18 protein-coding genes are annotated in these 18,436 nt (G+C 61.8%); 9 read left to right on the top strand and 9 right to left on the bottom strand.

All coding sequences use genetic code 11. The features are described from left to right. Nucleotides 1–28 precede the first annotated feature (28 nt). Both ASD50_RS11490 and ASD50_RS11485 read right to left on the bottom strand, forming a co-directional pair. The gene (locus tag ASD50_RS11490; RefSeq protein ID WP_056240841.1) at nt 29–1,147 is read right to left on the bottom strand and encodes a 2Fe-2S iron-sulfur cluster-binding protein; all 1,119 of its coding nucleotides are present in this window, start codon (nt 1,145–1,147) and stop codon (nt 29–31) included. Continuing rightward, nucleotides 1,144–2,184, bottom strand: a complete 1,041-nt coding sequence (locus ASD50_RS11485; protein ID WP_056240838.1) for an aromatic ring-hydroxylating dioxygenase subunit alpha — start codon at nt 2,182–2,184, stop codon at nt 1,144–1,146. Before ASD50_RS11485 ends, ASD50_RS11490 begins: the two co-directional genes overlap by 4 nt. Before the next feature lie 127 nt (nt 2,185–2,311). On the opposite strand from ASD50_RS11485, the gene ASD50_RS11480 reads away from it, so the two are divergent. Further along, nucleotides 2,312–3,259: a LysR substrate-binding domain-containing protein gene (locus ASD50_RS11480; protein WP_244484496.1), complete on the top strand. Its 948-nt coding sequence runs from the start codon at nt 2,312–2,314 to the stop codon at nt 3,257–3,259. A gap of 52 nt (nt 3,260–3,311) precedes the next feature. Here the strand turns inward: ASD50_RS11480 and ASD50_RS11475 are convergent, their stop codons facing one another. Together ASD50_RS11475 and ASD50_RS11470 are read right to left on the bottom strand one after the other, a co-directional pair. Next, nucleotides 3,312–4,439 (bottom strand): acyl-CoA dehydrogenase family protein, encoded by a 1,128-nt coding sequence (locus ASD50_RS11475; protein ID WP_413813887.1) that lies wholly within the window; start codon nt 4,437–4,439, stop codon nt 3,312–3,314. A gap of 2 nt (nt 4,440–4,441) precedes the next feature. Then, on the bottom strand, nt 4,442–5,614 hold the full coding sequence (locus tag ASD50_RS11470) for a CaiB/BaiF CoA transferase family protein (RefSeq protein WP_056240830.1): 1,173 nt from the start codon (nt 5,612–5,614) through the stop codon (nt 4,442–4,444). Between the two features lie 337 nt (nt 5,615–5,951). On the opposite strand from ASD50_RS11470, the gene ASD50_RS11465 reads away from it, so the two are divergent. The 5 genes from ASD50_RS11465 to hutC all read left to right on the top strand — a co-directional run bounded on the left by ASD50_RS11465 (nt 5,952) and on the right by hutC (nt 9,707). Next, nucleotides 5,952–6,779, top strand: coding sequence for a transporter substrate-binding domain-containing protein (locus tag ASD50_RS11465; protein ID WP_056240827.1), 828 nt, complete (start codon nt 5,952–5,954; stop codon nt 6,777–6,779). 89 nt (nt 6,780–6,868) lie between these two features. Then, nucleotides 6,869–7,510 carry an amino acid ABC transporter permease gene (locus tag ASD50_RS11460; protein ID WP_056240825.1) on the top strand — a complete coding sequence of 214 codons (642 nt, stop codon included), beginning with the start codon at nt 6,869–6,871 and terminating at the stop codon, nt 7,508–7,510. Further along, the gene (locus ASD50_RS11455) at nt 7,507–8,175 is read left to right on the top strand and encodes an amino acid ABC transporter permease (RefSeq protein WP_056240821.1); all 669 of its coding nucleotides are present in this window, start codon (nt 7,507–7,509) and stop codon (nt 8,173–8,175) included. Before ASD50_RS11460 ends, ASD50_RS11455 begins: the two co-directional genes overlap by 4 nt. Further along, the gene (locus ASD50_RS11450; RefSeq protein ID WP_056240819.1) at nt 8,172–8,963 is read left to right on the top strand and encodes an amino acid ABC transporter ATP-binding protein; all 792 of its coding nucleotides are present in this window, start codon (nt 8,172–8,174) and stop codon (nt 8,961–8,963) included. The genes ASD50_RS11455 and ASD50_RS11450 overlap by 4 nt, the downstream gene beginning before the upstream one ends. 9 nt (nt 8,964–8,972) lie before the next feature. After that, nucleotides 8,973–9,707 (top strand): histidine utilization repressor, encoded by a 735-nt coding sequence (gene hutC / locus ASD50_RS11445; protein ID WP_056240816.1) that lies wholly within the window; start codon nt 8,973–8,975, stop codon nt 9,705–9,707. Nucleotides 9,708–9,777: 70 nt separating this feature from the next. On the opposite strand, the gene ASD50_RS11440 is transcribed toward hutC, so the two are convergent. From ASD50_RS11440 to ASD50_RS11425, 4 genes are read right to left on the bottom strand one after another with little or no spacing between them, the layout of a single operon-like run. Further along, nucleotides 9,778–10,869: an ABC transporter ATP-binding protein gene (locus tag ASD50_RS11440; protein ID WP_056240813.1), complete on the bottom strand. Its 1,092-nt coding sequence runs from the start codon at nt 10,867–10,869 to the stop codon at nt 9,778–9,780. A gap of 25 nt (nt 10,870–10,894) precedes the next feature. After that, nucleotides 10,895–11,752 carry a carbohydrate ABC transporter permease gene (locus ASD50_RS11435; RefSeq protein WP_056240810.1) on the bottom strand — a complete coding sequence of 286 codons (858 nt, stop codon included), beginning with the start codon at nt 11,750–11,752 and terminating at the stop codon, nt 10,895–10,897. Next, on the bottom strand, nt 11,749–12,699 hold the full coding sequence (locus tag ASD50_RS11430; RefSeq protein WP_082549619.1) for a carbohydrate ABC transporter permease: 951 nt from the start codon (nt 12,697–12,699) through the stop codon (nt 11,749–11,751). The genes ASD50_RS11435 and ASD50_RS11430 overlap by 4 nt, the downstream gene beginning before the upstream one ends. Before the next feature lie 4 nt (nt 12,700–12,703). Then, nucleotides 12,704–14,008, bottom strand: coding sequence for an extracellular solute-binding protein (locus ASD50_RS11425; protein WP_056240804.1), 1,305 nt, complete (start codon nt 14,006–14,008; stop codon nt 12,704–12,706). Nucleotides 14,009–14,435: 427 nt separating this feature from the next. Between ASD50_RS11425 and ASD50_RS11420 the strand changes: the two genes are divergently transcribed. Then, a complete protein-coding gene (locus tag ASD50_RS11420; protein WP_056240800.1) occupies nt 14,436–15,584 on the top strand; it encodes a LacI family DNA-binding transcriptional regulator in 1,149 nt (382 codons plus the stop codon). On the opposite strand, the gene ASD50_RS11415 is transcribed toward ASD50_RS11420, so the two are convergent. Continuing rightward, a complete protein-coding gene (locus ASD50_RS11415) occupies nt 15,509–16,717 on the bottom strand; it encodes a CaiB/BaiF CoA transferase family protein (protein WP_056240797.1) in 1,209 nt (402 codons plus the stop codon). The two genes, ASD50_RS11420 and ASD50_RS11415, sit on opposite strands and share 76 nt — an antisense overlap. 161 nt (nt 16,718–16,878) lie before the next feature. On the opposite strand from ASD50_RS11415, the gene ASD50_RS11410 reads away from it, so the two are divergent. Together ASD50_RS11410 and ASD50_RS11405 are read left to right on the top strand one after the other, a co-directional pair. Beyond that, nucleotides 16,879–17,658, top strand: a complete 780-nt coding sequence (locus tag ASD50_RS11410; RefSeq protein ID WP_056240794.1) for an enoyl-CoA hydratase-related protein — start codon at nt 16,879–16,881, stop codon at nt 17,656–17,658. Between the two features lie 3 nt (nt 17,659–17,661). After that, entirely contained in the window at nt 17,662–18,408 is a 747-nt protein-coding gene (locus ASD50_RS11405) for an SDR family oxidoreductase (protein ID WP_056240790.1), read from the top strand. Nucleotides 18,409–18,436: the final 28 nt, after the last annotated feature.

Genomic DNA, 18,436 nt, shown 5'->3' with positions numbered 1-18,436 from the left:
ACCGTGCGGTTCCAAATTCGCCAACCGGTCAGATGTCGATCACCACCGGCCCCTGGGGTTTCGAGCAGCAAAGCAGCACTTCGTTCGTGCCGAGTTCATCCAGCGGATCTTCGAAATAAGCGACCGCGCCTTCAACCAGATGCGACTTGCAGGTGCTGCAGATGCCGGCACGGCAACTGAACTCCGGCGAAAGGCCTTGCGACTCGGCAAAGTCGAGCAGCGATCCGGCCTTCTCATCCCACGGCACGGTGAGGCCGGATTTGCGGAACTCGACCGTGATGGCATCGCTGGCGATTTTCTTGTCCGAAACGGGAGGCGCGGCGACGAGAACAGGTGCAGGCACCTGTTCAAGCACGGTCGCCGGGCCGAAGAATTCATAGGCAATGCGGTTCTTCTCGATGCCGAGGCCGCGCAGGGTTTGGTAGAGCGCCTGCATGAAGGGCGGCGGCCCACACAGGTAAACCTCATAGTCATCGAGCGGCAAAAGGCGCTGCAGCAATTCGCGTGTGACGACGCCTTCGCTGTGGTGGAGCTTGCGCGCCTTGTCCTGTTCCGTCGGGAACCGGTAGCAGAAATGCGCGCTGATGCCTGGTCGGGACGCAGCAATCGTCTCGACCTCGTCACGCAAGGCGTGCACGTCGCCGTTCTCGCAGGCATGGACGAAGAAGGCCGGGCGATCGCTTTCGATGGCGAGCGCGTGCAGCATCGACACCATCGGCGTCAGGCCGACGCCGCCGCTGAGCAGCACGACCGGCCGCGTGCTGGTGCGGTCGAGGACAAACTCGCCGCGCGGCCCCTCGGCCACGAGCACGTCGCCGACCTCGATCGTGTCGTGCAGATAGCAGGAGCTCACTCCGTTCGGCACATCGGATCGGGGCGCTGCTTCCCGCTTCACGGTGATGCGATAGCTGCCTTCGCGCGCAGGCGAGCAGGAGACACTGTAGTTGCGCAGCACGAAATCCTTGCCATCCGCTACCGGGATGCGGAAGACAAGGAACTGTCCCGGCTGGAAAGCCCGCCAGCCTTCCGGCTCGACGGGTTCCAGGTCAAAGGAAGTGATGATGCTGCTTTCGCGGGTTTTCGTGACCACTTTCAGGTCGCGAAAGCCCGTCTTGCGTCCAGCTTGCGGCGTTACCAGCGCGTTCATTCAGCCGCCGCAAGCTTCTGGTTTTCAGCTGCGATCAGGTTGGCGAGGTTGCGGCGATAGCGCAGCGGACCAACGTCGATCTTGAGATCGAGATTGGGAGTGCGCTTGTTGGCCATGCCCTTGTGAACGGCATTGAGCACCGCTCGATCTTCGTCGAATGCACCGCGTACGGACTTGGCGAACTGGCTCGACACTTCCTCGTCGTTCGGCGCGAAGTTGCGCATCTGGAACCAGTAATATTTCGTCTGGTTCTCGTCGATCGGCGTCATGAAGTTGTAGCTGTCCATGAGGAAGACGTCGTCATGGTAAGGCTTGTCTTCGCCGCCAGTGTTGGCCGGCACGAAAATGGCCTTGATGATCGCGTTGCTCGGATAGCGCACTTCGTAGTGCTGCTTGCGGTCGCAATTGCCCTTGAACTTCAGGAAAGGCGCATAGAAGGGCGCCGGTTCGACGTCGATCATCCAGCGCCAGACCGTAACCCCGTTTTCACCGACGGTGGTTTCGAGCGGCACGCCTTCGATTGCCGCCACGCCGCCGAACGAGGTCTGGTGCACCCAGGACACATGCGACGGGTCGAGCAGATTGTCGGTCATGTAGAGATAGTTGCAGTCAAGCATCATGGATTCGCCGCGGTTGACGCCCCAGGCCGGGTCACCCCAATGGTCGACTTCGAAGATTTTCGCAGGGTCGGCCTGTTCCGCCTCGCCCATCCAGATCCAGAGCAGGCCGTAGCGCTCGGCGACCGGATAGGACTGGACCCTCGCAACGTGCGGGATCTTTTCAGCGCCCGGAACACGCGTGCAGGTACCGGTGCAGTCGAAGGTCAGGCCATGATAGCCGCATTCGACGTCGTCACCCTTGATGCGCCCCATCGACAGCGGCAGTTTGCGGTGCGGGCAGGCATCCTCCAGTGCGGCAGGCGTGCCGTCGCTCTTGCGATAGAGGACGATTTCCTCGCCGAGGATCTTGATGGGTTTCAAATCGCGCCCGACCTCATGATCCCATGCGGCGACATACCAGGCGTTCTTGAGAAACATGTTGGCTTCCTCCCAGGGTGGCTATTTCTTTATTGAGAATACGCCGCCGCCCAAAATGCATAAAGGCCTTGCAAATGCGTTCTGTTTTAGAAAATCTAAAACAAACCTCAACAGCGGCATGATACCCTTGGCCAGCAACCTGCCTCCCCTGCGTGCGATACAGGCTTTCGAAGCCTTTGGAAGGCACGGTAGCGTCACCGCTGCCGCCAAGGAGCTTGGCGTTTCCGCCGGAGCGATCAGCCAACAGATCCGCAAGGCCGAGGAGACGCTCGGCGTTAAGCTTCTGGAGCGGCGAGGCAAGACCGTGGCGCTGGGTTCGTGGGGCAGGATCTATCACGCCGAAATCTCGCGCGGCTTCAACCAGATAAGGGAAGCGCAGGAAATCCTGGCCCGCAAGCGGCTGGAAAGCGGGTTCACCATCTCCTGCCTGCCTTCGCTCGCCATCAAATGGATTGCGCCCCAGCTTTTCGACTGGCAGGCTGACCATCCTGACGCGGCAGTGCGCCTTGAAGGTACCGAGCTTGAGCCCCGCTTCGGTGACGACCAGGTCGATTTTCGCATCTCGTATGGCGCCAAGGTGCAGGAGTTCGACCACTATTCCGAACTGTTCACCGACTGGGTGGTGCCGGCCTGTTCGCCTGCGTTGCTGGCGAAGTACAAATTGCGAAGGCCATCCGACATATTGAGCATGCCGCTGCTCGGCATAGAATGGGACCGCAGCCACAGCCTGCTGCCGGGCTGGCCGGAATGGGCGGCAAGCATCGGCGAGCACTACAGCAAGACATCGGGCGAGCTTACGCTGTCGCTGTCGAGTGCCGCCATCGACGCCGCCGTCAATGGCCGTGGCTTCGTGCTGGCGCAACTTTCTATGTCGGCTGACGAGATCGCGTCCGGCCGGCTCGTAGTTCCTTTCAATCAGCGGCTGCGCATGTCGCACGCCTACTTCCTGGCATGGGACCGTGCCGCTTTGGAAAAGCCGTATGGGCCGGAACTGCGCACGTGGATTACCTCGATCTCCCGGCGTCAGGAAGCTTTTGCAGCTAACTGGACGCCGCCGCCCGTCAAAGCCGGCTGAGCGTCCAACTTCCAGACCGGTTCTCCGATGGTTATGCATCCAGAGTCGGGACCTAGCCCAGTATCGTGCGTGCGATGATGTTGCGCTGTATCTCCGACGACCCCTCATAGATGCGGAAGATGCGTGCATCGCGAGCGTAGCGTTCGAGCGGCAGGTCGCGCGTATAGCCATATCCGCCATGGATCTGGATTGCCTTGTCGGTAACGCGACCGACCATTTCGGAGGCAAACAGCTTCGCCATGGAGGATTCGCGCGAATAGCGCTCGCCTGCCTCGCGCTTGGTTGCCGCCGCCATGCCGAGAAGGCGCGCAGCCTCGATGTCGGTCGCCATGTCGGCGAACATCCATTGCAGGCCCTGGAAACCGGCTATCGGCTCACCGCCGATCTTGCGCTGTTTCGCCCACTCGATCGCCGCCCCGAGAGCTGCCTCGGCAATACCGACGGCGCAGGCTGCGATCTCGACGCGCCCGCCATCGAGAACCTTGAGCGCGGTGCGAAAGCCCGAGCCTTCCGACCCGAGACGGTCTTCCTCCGCAACGAGGCAATCGATCGATACCTCGAAAACATGGCCGCCACGCAGGCCCATGGTCCGCTCAGGCGAACCGAAACGTACGCCGCCAGCCTTCGGATCGACCACGAAAGCAGAGATGCCGCGCGCACCTGCCGCCGGATCGGTCTTGGCATAGACGACGATGAACGCGGCCTCCGCCGCGTTGGAGATGAAATGCTTGGTGCCGGTGATGCGATAGAAGTTGCCTTCACGCACCGCGCGCGTCTTCATGTCGGCCGGATTGGAGCCTGCGCCGGGTTCGGTCAGTGCGAATGCGCCAATGCTCTTGTCGGCAGCGCCTGTGAGATAGCGATGCCGCTGCGCCTCGTCGCCGCCATACAGGATGGAATCGGTTGCAAGCCAGTGCGCGGTGATCATGGAAGCCGTGGAGCCGCAAGCACTGGCGATCAGCGCGACCGCATCGAATAAGGCGGTCGGCCGCAAGCCCAGGCCACCATATGCTTCGGGAATGTTCAGGCCCATCAATCCCATTTCGGCAAGGCTGCCCAGGTGACAGGTGGCCGAGCGGCTGGTTTCGTCGATCTCAGCGGCTGCCGGCACCAGCACCTCGGCGCAATAGCGGCGGACTGCTTCGATCAGCGCCTGATCATCCTCATTGTGCACGGTCACGTTCATGTCTCCTCGCCCAATTCGGCCAATATGGTCTGACGGTCCGCGTCGAGGGCGGGAGCCGCAGCGATACCCCCGCGCACCACGCCTGAGAAGCGGGCCGGCTGTTCAGGCACCCGCACGGCCCCCAGCAGCGGATGCTCGGTTTCCTGCAACAGGCCGCGCGCCTCGGCATGCGGAGACTTAAGCGCTTCGGCCATGTCGCTTATCTCGGCAGCGGGCACACCGGCGGCCACAAGGGCGCTGACCGCGCCTTCGGCGGTCAGTTGGCGGGACCAGCCTTCGATCGCTTCGCGCAAGGCCTGTTCGTTGGCCAGCCGGTCGGTGTCGCTGCCAAAGCGATGATCCGCAGCCAGTTCCGGGCGGCCGATGAGGTTTGCCAAAATGCCGAACAGCTTGTTGTTGAGCACTGCCAGAACGAACATGCCGTCGCGCGCCTGGAACGCACCGAAAGGTGCGGACAGCGCATGCCGATTGCCGACGCGCTGCGGGGCTTGCCCGGAGGCAAGGTAACGGGCCACGACCAGCGGCTGGATGGCGATCATCGCATCGAACATGGCAAGGTCGATGTGACGGCCGATACCAGTGGTCTGCCGCTCCACCAGCGCGGCAAGGATGGACCATGAGCCGAACAGGCCGGCAACCACGTCGGCGATGGATTCGCCCACCAGCGTTGGCGGGCCGTCCGGCGTGCCGGTGACCGACATGATGCCGCTCATGGCCTGGAGAACGATGTCGTAGGCGGGCCGGGCAGCAAGTTCGCCTTTCTGGCCGAAGCCGGAAATGGAAGCGTAAACCAGCTTCGGATTGATGCCGGATAGCTTTCCCCAGCCGATGCCCAGCTTGTCGGCGACACCGGGGCGGAAATTCTCGACGACGACATCCGACCTAGCGGCAAGCGCCTGCCCGATGGCAAGATCGCCCGGCTTGGTCAGATCCAGCGAGATGCTGCGCTTGCCGCGATTGACGGCTAGGAACAACGCGCTCTCACCTTCGATGAAGGGGCCGACATGGCGGTAGTCGTCACCTGCCGGCGGCTCCACCTTGATGACGTCGGCACCCAGATCGGCCAGCAGCGCGGTGCAATAGGGACCGGCCAGCACACGGCTGAAATCGAGCACGCGCATGCCGGCAAGAGGGCGTGTTGCGGCTTTCTGGGAAGAGGGCTCGGTCATCGGCTTCTCCGGCTGCGGAGCATGGTGGATGAAGGTTGGGCAAGAGGGTTGATTTAACGCTCTCTCCCACGGCTCTGCCTATTATGTATATACATATTGGATAGCCATGCAAGTGGGTAGCCGTCGCTTTTTTGGATGACCGCCAGCAGTCGTCTTCCAATGACGATTTCAACCCAGCATTGACTTCCGCAACGTCCGCCCTTGAAACGACACGTTGACTCGGTTTCGAAACGCTGCCTATTATGTATAGTCATATCGACTTTCGAGCGGGTCGGCGGTCGATAGTTCTTCAAGCCTACACGCCCTTGAGCGGGCACGAACACATTGGGAGGTGTTAATGCAAAAGAGGTTTTTCCTCAAAGCGCTGGTTGGTGCAGCGTTCCTTTTCGGTGCCACGGCCGGAGCCTATGCGCAGGATGCGCTGGCCCGCGTCAAGGAAGCCGGTGTCCTCAAGGTCGGCACCGAGACCGCCTTTGCGCCGTTCGACTTCATCGATGCCGGCACGCATGCGGGCCTGAACGTCGATTTGTATGACGAGATCGCCAAGGAACTCGGCGTCAAGATCGAATGGGTCCTGCTGCCCTGGGAAGGCGTGCTGCCGGGTCTTGAGGCAGGCAAGTTCGACATCGTCGGCGGCCCTGCCACGATCACCAAGCAACGCATGGAGCGCTATCGCTTCACCCCTCCGGTTGCCGAAGCGACCGTAGCGCTTTTGAAGCGCGCGGGCGATGAGACCGTGAAGAAGCCCGAAGATGTTGCCGGCAAGGCCGTCGGCGGCGGCAAGGCTTCCGCACAGCTCGAACAGCTCAAGGCGTTTGTGGACACGCTGCCCGGCAAGGCTGACGTACGCGAATATCCGGGCAACAACGAAGCCTATGCCGACCTCGCGGCAGGCCGCATCGTGGCCGTGGGCAATTCCTTGCCCAACATCGCTTTCGTCGCCAAGCAGCGCCCCGACACCTTCGAAGTCGTCCAGCCGCCGTTCGGCACCAAGGCCTATTTCGGCTACCCCGGCCTGAAGGACGACGACCACAAGAGCCTCATGGACGCAATCGAAGCCGCCATGCTCAAGATCAAAGGCGACGGCCGTCTGGGAACGATCCAGGAAAAGTGGTTCGGCTCGAAGTTCGAGACGCCCGATCTGGTCAACGACCCGGCGCTTTGATTGAGTGAACGGCCCCGCCGCGCTCACCGCAAGGAGGGCGCGGCGGCGGCGCTTCACATCAAGCCAACCCAAAACGGGTAAGCTATTCCATGTCCTGGAAATTGTTTGAACTGCTGGTCCAGGCATCGTTCTACACGGTGCTTATCAGCTTCATCTCCATCACCATCGGGCTGGTGATAGGCACGGCAGTTTCGGCGGCCTCGCTTTCGCCGAATCGTGCGCTCTCCATTTCAGGGCGAACCTTCGTCAGCTTCTTCCGCGGCGTGCCGCTTCTGGTGCAACTGCTGCTCATCTACAATCTGCTGCCGGCACTTGGCCTCAATGTGCCAAGCGTGGTTGCGGCAATCACCGGCCTTTCCCTTTGCACGGCGGCCTATCAGGCGGAGAATTTGCGCGGCGGTTTCCAGAGCGTGCCGCGCGGGCTGCTCGAGGCCGCCGACATGGCCGGACTTAGTGCGTTCCAGCAATTCCGACGCATCAAGGCGCCGATTGCGCTGCGTCTCGCCCTCCCCTCTCTGGTCAATGAAGCGATCATGATCCTGAAAGCCTCGTCGCTGGTTTCGGTGGTCGGCATCGTCGAGTTGACACGCATGGCACAGGATCTTGCAGCCAGTACGTATCGGCCGATCGAGCTGTTTTCGGCGGCTGGCCTGCTTTACCTCATCATCAACTGGCTGATCGCCTCGGGCGGCTCGGTGTTCGAACGCTCCTTCCGCTGGGGGCGGCCATGAATTTCGACACCAACCTGATCCTGAGCATCATGCCCGAGCTCGCTCGGGCGTTCGGGGTAACCATGCTGACATGGGTGGCGGGCGTGATCGGCGCAGCCCTGCTCGGCTTCCTGGTTGCCGTCGCGCGTCGGTACGGCAGCCGCTGGCTGGGCTATCCGCTGAGGTTGTGCGTCGAGGTCATCCGCGGCACCCCGTTCCTGATCCAGCTATTCCTGCTCTACTATGGCGGGCCGTTCATCGGCCTCTCGCTTGAGCCCATCCCGGCCGGCCTGCTTGGCTTGACCGTCTATGGAGCGGCCTATTTCAGCGAGATCTTTCGCGCTGGCTTCGAGGCCGTACCGCCCGGCCATGTCGAAGCCGCCGAATGCGTCGGCCTCAACCGGCGCCAGATCATCCAGCGCATCCTCATTCCGGAAATGACCATGCTGGTGCTGCCGGCTTCGGTCAACATGGCGATCATTCTGCTCAAGGAAACCGCCGTGCTTTCCATCATCACCGTGCCGGAGTTGACGCTCGTCATCAGCGCCATCGGTTCGCAGCAATACGCTTTCGTCGAATCGCTCTTCCTGCTTGCCTTGTTCTATTGGGGGCTGGTGGAGCTCGCCGGCCGACTCGGGCGCTATATGGAAGCCCGCTTCTCCAAATACAGGTTTGTGACCGCATGACGATGCCAGCCATTTCCGTAAAAGGGTTGATCAAGCGTTTCGGCGACGTCGAGGTGCTGCATGGGATCGATCTCGACATTCCGCAAGGACAGGTTTCCTGCCTGATCGGCCCTTCCGGTTCGGGCAAGAGCACGCTCCTGCGCTGCATGGCCTTCCTTGAGGAAGCATCCGATGGGCTGATATTCATCAATGGCGAGCCGCTTGGCTATGCGTCCGGCCCGCAAGGCAAGCCGGTGCGCCTGCCTGCTGCCCGCATCCGCGCGGTGCGCTCGCAGATCGGCATGGTGTTCCAGCAGTTCAACCTTTGGCCGCACATGACCGCGCTCGGCAATGTCAGCGAGGCGTTGAAGACGGTTCACGGCGTGCGCAAGAGCGAAGCCGAAGAGCGCGCCATGGTGCAGTTGAAGAAAGTCGGCCTGGCCGAGCGCGCCGGCCACTATCCATCCCAGCTTTCCGGCGGCCAGCAGCAGCGCGTCGCAATTGCCCGTGCGCTGGCGCTGGAGCCGAAGATCATGCTGTTCGACGAGCCGACCTCGTCACTCGACCCTGAGCTGACCGGCGAGGTGCTGAACGTCATGCGCGCGCTGGCGGCAGACGGCATGACGATGGTGGTGGTGTCGCATGAGATCGGTTTTGCAGCGGCGGTGTGCCAGCAGATCGCATTCCTCGACAACGGCAAGCTGTTGATGACAGGCACGCCACAGCAGATATTCGGCAAACCGCGTCATCCACGCCTCGACCAGTTCCTCGACACCTATCTGGACCGTGGCGCCGCTATGCTTGTCTAGGTCAATGAAATGGAGGCGCTGGTGAACCCCGACAGACGCTCGCTGCACCAGCGCATTCTCGACGACGTACAAGGCCGCATCCTTTCGGGCGATTGGCCGCCCGGCCACCGCATCCCTTTCGAGCACGAATTGACGGCGCAATATGGCTGCTCGCGAATGACCGTGAGCAAGGTGCTGAACCAGTTGGCGAGGGCTGGCCTCATTGAGCGCCGCCGCCGCAGCGGCAGCTTCGTGCTGCGGCCGCATTCGCAGTCAGCCGTGCTGGAAATCCGTGACATCATGACGGAAGTGCAGGCGCTCGGACTTGCCTACCGCTTCGAGATTGTCGAACGCGCAAAGCGACGCCGCGCCACCCGCGCCGACCTCGACCGGCTGCATCTGGAAAGAAAAGTTCCGGTACTCGATCTCAACTGTCTGCATTTTGCCGGCAAGGAACCGTTCTGCCATGAAGAACGCCTGATCAACCTCGATGCGGTTCCCGAAGCCGATGCGGAGACGTTTGCCGAGCGCGCACCGGGCCCCTGGCTTGTCGAACGCGTTCCGTGGAGCACGGCAGAACATCGCATCCAGGCTATCGGGGCCAACCCCGTCACGGCCGCCGCGCTCGGCATTGCCGAGGGCACCGCCTGTCTGTTGATCGAGCGACGCACTTGGGGTGCGGAGCAGCCGATCACCCATGTCCGCCTGACATATCCGGGCAACGGTCATGAGCTTGTCGCTCACTTCGCGCCGGCACGAACCTAGGGTCGGGAGCCCCCGGAAAATCTGGCGCGTCGGAGAGGACGAAAGCCAGAACCGGGAGCCTCGTGCGCACTCAGGCCAGAGCCTGTTCCGTTACCGGATCGAAATAGCGTAGCTGGCCGGGCTCGACCGTGAGATATACCGGAGTGCCCGGCTTCAACTCACGCTCCGCCTCGACGCGCGAAACCATGATCCGCGCTCCTTCGACTTCAACCTCGACCAGTTGCTCGGCCCCTAGTTGCTCGGTCAATTCGACGCGGCCGTGCAGAGCGTTGTCGGCCCTGGATTCATACAAGCGGATATGCTCCGGCCGCAGACCGATAGTCACGCCGCGTCCATCCTGTCCCACCAGCCCACGCGCGCTTTCATCGGAGACGTGGAATGCCCCGCCGGGCGCGTGGATATTGTAGCCTGAGCCGTTGCGTTTCACCTTGCCGTCAAGGAAGTTCATCGCCGGAGAGCCGATGAAGCTCGCGACGAAGCGGGTGCGCGGGCGCGAGTAGATTTCCCATGGCGTGCCGACCTGCTCGATGCGGCTGTTATTCATCACCACAACGCGATCGCCGAGCGTCATCGCCTCGACCTGATCATGCGTGACATAGACGGCGGTGGTCTCGACACGGCGATGCAGGCGCTTGAGTTCAAGGCGCATATGCGCGCGCAGCTTCGCATCCAGGTTGGACAGCGGTTCGTCGAACAGGAACACCTTGGCATTCCGCACGATGCAGCGGCCGAGCGCGACCCGCTGCTGCTGCCCCCCGGACAATTCGCGCGGCTTTCGCTTGAGCAGGTCACGCAGGCCAAGAATGTCGACCGCGCGATCGATTTCCGTCTTGATGGTGTCTTCCGGCACCTTCCGGTTGCGCAGGCCGAAGGCCAGATTGTCGTAGACCGTCATATGCTGGTAGAGCGCGTAGTTCTGGAACACCATCGCGATGTCGCGATCACGCGGCGGCAGGACATTGACCGTCTCGTCGCCGATGGCGATCGTACCGTCGGAAATATCCTCGAGGCCGGCGATCATGCGCAGCGTCGTGGACTTGCCGCAGCCCGAGGGGCCGACGAGTACGAGGAATTCCTTGTCGCGGATGGTCAGGTTGACATTGTCGACGGCGTTGTAGCTACCGTACCGCTTGCAGACGTCGCGCAGAACGACTTCAGCCATATCAAAACTCCGAATTGGGGCGCGGTCAGATGCGCAAGCCCTGGATCACGTATTTTTGGGCGAACAGCGTAATGATGACCGCCGGGATCATGGCCATCACCGCCATAGCACTCATCAGGTTCCACTCTGTGCCGAGTTCGGTCACGAACTGCGCCATCGTCACGGTCAACAGCGGCGTGCGGTTGCCGGTCAAGATCAGGGCGAACAGGAATTCGTTCCACGTCCACAGCCAGGACAGGATGCCGAGCGCGGCGATCGCAGGACCGGCAGCCGGCAGCGCGACCCGGCGAAACGCGCCCCAGCGCGTGCAGCCGTCGATCATCGCGGCATATTCCATCGAGGGATCGATGCCGTCGAAGAAGCCCTTCATGATCCACGAGAAGAAGCACACATGCACGGCGACGTGCGCGGCCAAGATGCCGAAGAAAGTGTCATAGAGGCCGAGCGATTCGTTGACCACATAAAGCGGCAGCACCCAGGAAATGTAAGGTACGGTGCGGAACACGTAGATCGACGTGAACCAGGTTTTCGGCAGCCAGCCCTTGAAGCGCGACAGCATATAGCCGCTGGTCACGGTGACGCCGAGGGAGAGGATCGTGGCTGCCGTCGCTACCAGGAACGAGTTGAAGAAGGCTTCGATGACGACGCCGCGCTGGAACACCTCGACATAGTTGGCCAGCGTAAATTCGGTGCCGCGATGGATGTAGTAGACACCCCAGCCTGGACGCAGCGAGGTCACCACCAGGATGATGATCGGCGCCAGGAACAATAGAAGCACGGCCGAGACCGCAAGGATCATGAAGGCGGCGCGCGCGCCGGGGCGCAGCAGATCGAACAGGCCGGTGCGCCGTGGCAACGGAGCGGCGGAGGAAGCGAGGCTCATCGGGACACTTCCATGAAACGGTTGATGAGTGCGTAGAGCGCCAGTCCTGCCACCATGATGATCAGCGTGCCGATGACGGCAGCCGCCGAGCCGCGGGCGAAATTCAGGTTCTGGAACGCTTCCATGAAGACGTAGATGCTGAACACTTCGGTGGAGCGAGCCGGACCGCCGCCGGTCAGCAGCCAGACCTGGTCAAAGGTGCGGAAACAGTCGATGGCCCGGATGACGACGCACACGCCGATGACCGGTCGCAGCATCGGCACGGTGATGTGCGTGAAAATACGCCAGCGCCCCGCGGCGTCGAGCGCCGCCGCCTCGAACGGCTCCTTGGGCAGGCTCTTCAAACCTGCAAGCAGCAAAAGGGCGAACCACGGCGTCCAGATCCAGACATCGGTGAAGACGATGACACCGAAGGCATACCAGCGATCGGCTAGCCAGGCAGGCTGGCCGAGCCCCAACCAGCCAAGGAATGCATTGACCACGCCGAACTGGTCGTTGAACGTCCAGCGCATCATCGTCGAGGCGATGACGGGACCGATCATCAGCGGCAGCAGCACCACGGTCTGGACCAGACGTTGGGCAGCAAAGCCGCGATGGAGAAGGAGGGCAACAGCCATGCCCAGCGCCAACGACAGGCCGACCGAGGCGACGATGAGCAGGAACGTGTTGGGCAGCACGGTAAACAGGAAATTGGTGTCGCTGAGCACATAGCGATAATGCTCGAGCCCGACCCAGGTCTTGTCCGGGTCATAAAGGGACCAACGTCGGAAACTTGCATCCGTGCCGATGAAGATCGGCACGACCTGGAACAGCAACAACACAAGCACGGACGGCAGGATCAGGCCGATCTGAAAAGAGAGCCGCTCGCCGATCAAACGGCGGCGGCGGCGCGCCGCGGGGATTGCTCCCCGCGACGCAGTCTGACGATCCCCGGCAACCGTCGGCATCACGCTACTTCGCGATCTGCTGCACGGCTGCGTCGTGCAAGGTCTTCATGCCCCGCTCCAATGCCGCGGGTATGTCTTCCCGCTTTCCGCTCAAGGCTTCGGTCGAGATGTCGGCATAAGCCTTCTGCACTGCCGGCCAGTTGGGGAAGTAGTAGGCCGACAGAACCTGGTCCTTCACATCGAAGACGACCGCCTTGAGCTTGGCGAATACCGGGTCCTGCGCGGCCAGTTCGGGCCATAGGTCGGTGTTCGGCGGCGGTCCGCCAGTCGCCTTCCACTGCGCGATCTGGCCCTCGTGGTCGAGCAGCATTGCGCCGAGCGCCTTCTTGGCGAGGTCCTTCTGCTTGGCGTCCAGGGCCTTTGGAATGCCCCAGGCCCAGATGGTGTCCCAGGCGATATTGTTGTCGAGGCGCGGACCCATCGGCCACAAGGCCATGCCGACCTTGCCGGCGATCTTCGACTTCTCAGGATCGTTGAACTGCCCCCAGAAGGTCGAGTCGGCGAAGGTGAAGGCCGATTCACCCGCCATGAAGATGGCGTTGGCTTCGTTGCGGCCATAGGAAACCATAGCCTCGGGGCTGATCTTGTCCTTGTGCAGGTTGTCCCACCAGAACTCGATGGTCTCGCGGTGGCAGTCCTCGGTCAGCGTCGGCACCCAGCCGCTCTTGTCGAGAACGGCGTTGTCGCGCTCGAACTTCGGGTTGAAGATGTCGCAACCGTTCGTCCACAGCGACCACCAGATCGAAAACCAGGTGTTCTGGTGCGTCATGCCGCCGACATAACCCCACTTGGTCTTGCCTTCCTCCTGCAGCTTGTGACCGACTTTCACCATGTCGGCCCAGGTCTTCGGTACGTCCTTTTCATCGACCAGATCGGTGCGGTAGAAGAAAGTTCCGACCGTATGGGCCAGCGGCACCGCCGTCGGCTGCCCCTCGTCATTGGGGAAGGCCCGCATCGGACCCTTGCGGATCTTGTCCATGCCCTCGACATCCGAGGTCTGCTCGACCCACTGCTTCCACAACTGGCCCCAGTCGTCGTTGTGCCAGAAGATATCGCAGTCGGTGCCGCCGCTGCTGAGCATCTGGCTCATCTTCGGCAGGTAGACCGAATAGGACATCGGGTTCTTTTCCAACTCGACGCCGCTTGCCTTGGCCCACTTTTCCATCATGGCGACATTCGCCTCGATGACAGGGTGGCTCATGTAACAGACCTTGAGCGTGTCCTCTGCTTGCGCCGGGGTTGCCCCGATCGCAGCCAGGCCGAGCAACAAGCTCCCGGCCAACGGCAGCCCGCCTAACTTTCGTGTCATAAATTTCCTCCCAAGAAGTCCGATCCACGCCACCGGCACAGCCATTGATCCGTGCGAGCCGCATGTCTCATTTGCGCGTTGCTACCAATCTTTATGAAACCGCTTTCATTTCCCTTTGAAAAATAGCGACGCGCGTAATTCTGCGCCGGCGATCGGCCTCTAACTCTTGGATTAGCCAGAAAACCCTAGCCTTTTGCCAGACTGCGAGTCAAGGAGCGGATACGGCTTTTGACCCGAATACGACGAAGGTCTGGTACGGGAAGTAGGAAAATCTGCATATTTTTCCTGCTATTTCGACCTGAAGCTTTGCAAATTATTGTTTTACATATATATTTTGTAATGCAAACGCTTTCATATGTTTGGTAATGATGTTTCTTTGGTGCTACGGTGCGTGCTACTGGATTCGCGCAGCGTGAAAGGAGTCTCGATGACGCAGTCACAGCAAGGCGAACCGAAGCGTCATCGTTCGCGCCGAAGCGCAAAGCAAAAGATGCGCCTTGCCGACGTTGCCCGCCGCGCTGGAGTTTCGGAAGCGACGGCATCACGCGCCATCAACCGGCCCGAGCTCGTGCGGCCGGAGGTGCGCGAACGCGTGGCCCGCGCCATTCAGGAACTCAGCTACGTCGCCCACGGCGCCGCCCGCGCGCTTGCCTCCGACCGGACCCATTCCATCGGCCTGATCGTGCCGACCCTGCGCACGGCGGTTTTTGCTGAATCGGCGGAGATTTTGCAGCAGGCGCTGAACCGCAGCGGCTACCACCTGATCATTGCCAGCTCCGAATACGACAAGGCGCGCGAATACCATGAAGTCAGGGCGCTTCTGCAGCATGGCATCGACGGCATGGTCCTGGTAGGCCAGGATCACGCACCCGAATTATGGCAGCTCCTCGAGAGATCAGGACTCCCGTTCGTCACGGCATTCCAATATGCGGGCGAATCCTCCTACCCCTGCATCGGCGTCGACAATCGCCAGGAATTTTACGATGCGACCCGTTTCCTCATCAATCTCGGGCACACCAATATCGGCGTGTTGACTGCGGAGACTGCCGGAAACGAGCGTCTTGCAGCGCGTGTTGCAGGCGCGCGGGACTGCATTGGCGACCACGGCCTGCCCAAGCCGGATGTCGTCGAGGTGCCATCGACGCTGACAGATGCGCGCCAGGGCCTGCGCCGACTTGTCGAGCGCAATGCGCATATTACTGCCGTCGCCTGCACCAATGATCTGATGGCATTCGGTGCTCTGGCAGAGTGCCGGACCCTCGGCATCGACGTACCGGGGCAGCTGTCGGTAATCGGCTTCGACGATCTCGATATTGCCGAGCACACCCAGCCTTCGCTGACCACCGTTCGGCTTCCGCTTGCCGAGCAAAGCCGGCGCGTGGGCGAATATCTGTTGGCCCGTATAGAGGGGCGTGATGCCCCATCTTCCACGCGCCTGAAGGCGTCCTTCATCGTGCGTGAATCAACCGGGCGCCCGCCCGAACCTGCACGAGCGACGGTTCAGCGCAGCTCTGCGGACGCCGGGCCTTTGCAAACGCCGTCTTCGAAGAGGCGCGCCCGCTCGGCCGCCGAGTAACCAAGTTCGGCAAGGATTTCTGCGGTCTGGGCACCCAGCGGTTGCGGCGTCAGGCGCAATGCCGGCGCGGCCCCGTCATAGCGGACCGGATGAGCCACCAACGTGATCGGTTCGCCGGCGGCGCTGCGTGTGTCGAAGAAGCAGCCGTTGTGACGCACTTGCGGGTCCGCCAGCACCGATTCGTAGTCTCCGACCCGCGCATGCCAGATGCCGGCCTTGGCAAAGATTGCTTCCCAGTCGCCAGCGGGCCGCTGGACAAGCACGTCTTCCAGCAGAGAACAGATGCGGTTGCGCTCCGTCCACGCGTCCGCATCGTCGATGGTTGCCAGGTCCGCCGATCCGGTTGCCTCGGCCAGCGCCTTGAGGCTGGTGAGTGAAATCGCCAGATCCGCATCGGCGGTGCGGTAGATGCCGTAGGGCGCAGGAAAATACCAGCCGCCCAGCGAGCCTTCCGTTGCAATGCCCGCTTCCGGGCGCGGACCGTTCAGGTAAGTGACGAAGGATTCGAGCTGTAGGTCGATCGCGGCATTGAGCAGGCTGACATCGACCCGGCAGCCCTTTCCGGTGACGCTGCGCCGATAAAGAGCGGCCAGAACACCGAGCGCCAGCAACGCCGCCCCATGATGGTCGACCGCCGAAACGCCCACCGGGCGCGCTGTTTGCCCAGCGCGCCCGGTGATCGCGGCCAGTCCGCTCATCGCCTGGATCAGGAGATCCTGGCCGGGGCGGTCGCGATAAGGGCCGTCGGCTCCGAATCCGGAGGCGGATGCGTAGACGACCCTGGGATTGAAGGCTTGGACAGCTTCGTAGCCGAGACCGAGTTTATCCATGACGCCGGGCCGGTAGTTCTCCACCACGACATCTGCCTGGGCAACAAGCCGCCGCGCAACCTCCACGCCCGCAGGCGACTTGAGATCGAGCGCAAGACTGCGCTTGTTTCTGCCGCCAGCCAGGAAAAGCGGCGTATCGGAGCCAATCCACTTGCCTGCCGCCGCCCAGTGCCGTTGCTGACCGCCGCCAAGCGGCTCGATCGCCACAACGTCCGCGCCCAGGTCAGCAAGGTGCTGGACGCCGACCGGCCCCATCAGGAAATGATTGAAACTGACAATGCGTACGCCGTCGAGAAGGGTCACTGTGTTTCCAATTTTTGCAAGCGTTTACATATTGAGCAAGCCGGCAGCTTTTGGAGCTACCATACAACCATATGTTTTTGTGTATATTATCCAAGCGTATCGTTGACTTGAGACTTTCAATGTGACAGATCGATCAGGTTTATGAAAGCGTTTTCATCCTTATGACAACAGTCGAGTTGATCGAGACGAGCGAGCCTGGGAGCGGCGTGCGACTGATCCGCCTCAACCGACCCAGCCGGCTGAATGCATTGAGCGGCGATCTTCTGGTCGAGCTTGCGACGGAACTGCATGCCTGCTCTGCAAGCGACGAAATTCGAGCGGTCGTGCTGACTGGTGACGAGCGCGCCTTTTCTGCCGGTGCGGACGTGCATGAAATGGCCGCTGCCGGAATCGATGCGATCTACGGTCCGCGCCGGCTCAATGCCTGGAAGGCTATCGATGCGTTCGACAAGCCGCTGATTGCGGCGGTTGAAGGCATTGCCTTCGGCGGCGGGCATGAACTGGTCATGCTGTGCGATATTGTGGTTGCCGGAGCCAAGGCCCGTTTCGCTCAACCCGAGATCGACCTCGGCTCGTTGCCTGGCGATGGCGGCACGCAACGTCTGCCGCGCAGCCTCAGCAAGGCTCAGGCGATGCGACTGGTCCTGACCGGCGAAGCCATCGACGCGGCGACTGCGGAGCGCTGGGGACTGGTGTCCGATCTGGTACCGGCCGGCGAGGCCGTGCAATGCGCCGTCGAAATCGCCGCCCGCATCGCCGCCAAGGCACCCGTTGCAGCGCGCCTGGCGAAGCAGGCAGTGCGCACCGCCTATGAGACGGCGCTTTCAGCCGGCCTGGATGCCGAACGCCAGCAAGTCCGGCTCAGCTTCCAGACCAAAGATCACGACGAGGGCGTCGAGGCCTTCATGACGAAACGCAAACCGATCTTCCAGGGACGCTGAAGCATGGCTCGCACTATTATCGTCACGGGCGCTGCGTCCGGCTTCGGCGAGGCGATCGCCAAGAGTTTCGCGACGGCAGGCGATGCCGTCATGCTGGCCGATATCAACGAAGTCGGCGGCCAGCGCGTGGCGGGAGAGATCGAGGCCGCAGGTGGCAAAGCCCGCTTTCAGTACACTGACGTGGCCGATGCGCGCTCCACACAAAGGCTGATCGACACGACAATCGAGTGGTCCGGCGGCATCGATGTTCTGGTCAACAATGCTGGCATCACGCATCCGCCGGTTCCAGTCGAAAAAATAGACGAGGCAGAGTTCGAGCTGATTTTCGCGGTCAACTTCAAATCTGTCTACCTGATGACGACACAAGCCATACCGGCACTGCGCAAGCGCAAGGGAGCGATCGTCAACATTGCCTCCATAACCGCCGAGCACCCCCGCTGGGGGCAGTCGGTCTATGCCGCGACCAAGGGGGCAATGATCAGCTTTACTAGGGCGCTGGCGATCGAACTTGCGCCCGACGGCGTGCGCGTCAACGCCGTCGCGCCGGTCGCCTCGCTCACCGGAATGACCAAGGACACACTGGGCAGCGCCGATCCGCAGGCCCGCCGCCGCCAGATCGAAGCGACCATACCGCTTGGGCGGCTTGGCGAAGCTTCTGACATTGCCGGCGTTGTCAATTTCCTGGCATCGCCTGCCTCTGCATTCCTTACCGGCGTTTGCCTGCCGATCGATGGCGGACGCTCAATCTAGAAATTGCGTGCACATTGCTTGATCTGCA

Origin of the sequence: Mesorhizobium sp. Root552 (assembly GCF_001427285.1) — a bacterium.
GTDB lineage: Bacteria > Pseudomonadota > Alphaproteobacteria > Rhizobiales > Rhizobiaceae > Mesorhizobium.
The sequence above is the reverse complement of the archived record's forward strand: the minus strand, read 5'-3'. Positions and strand labels throughout refer to the sequence as shown.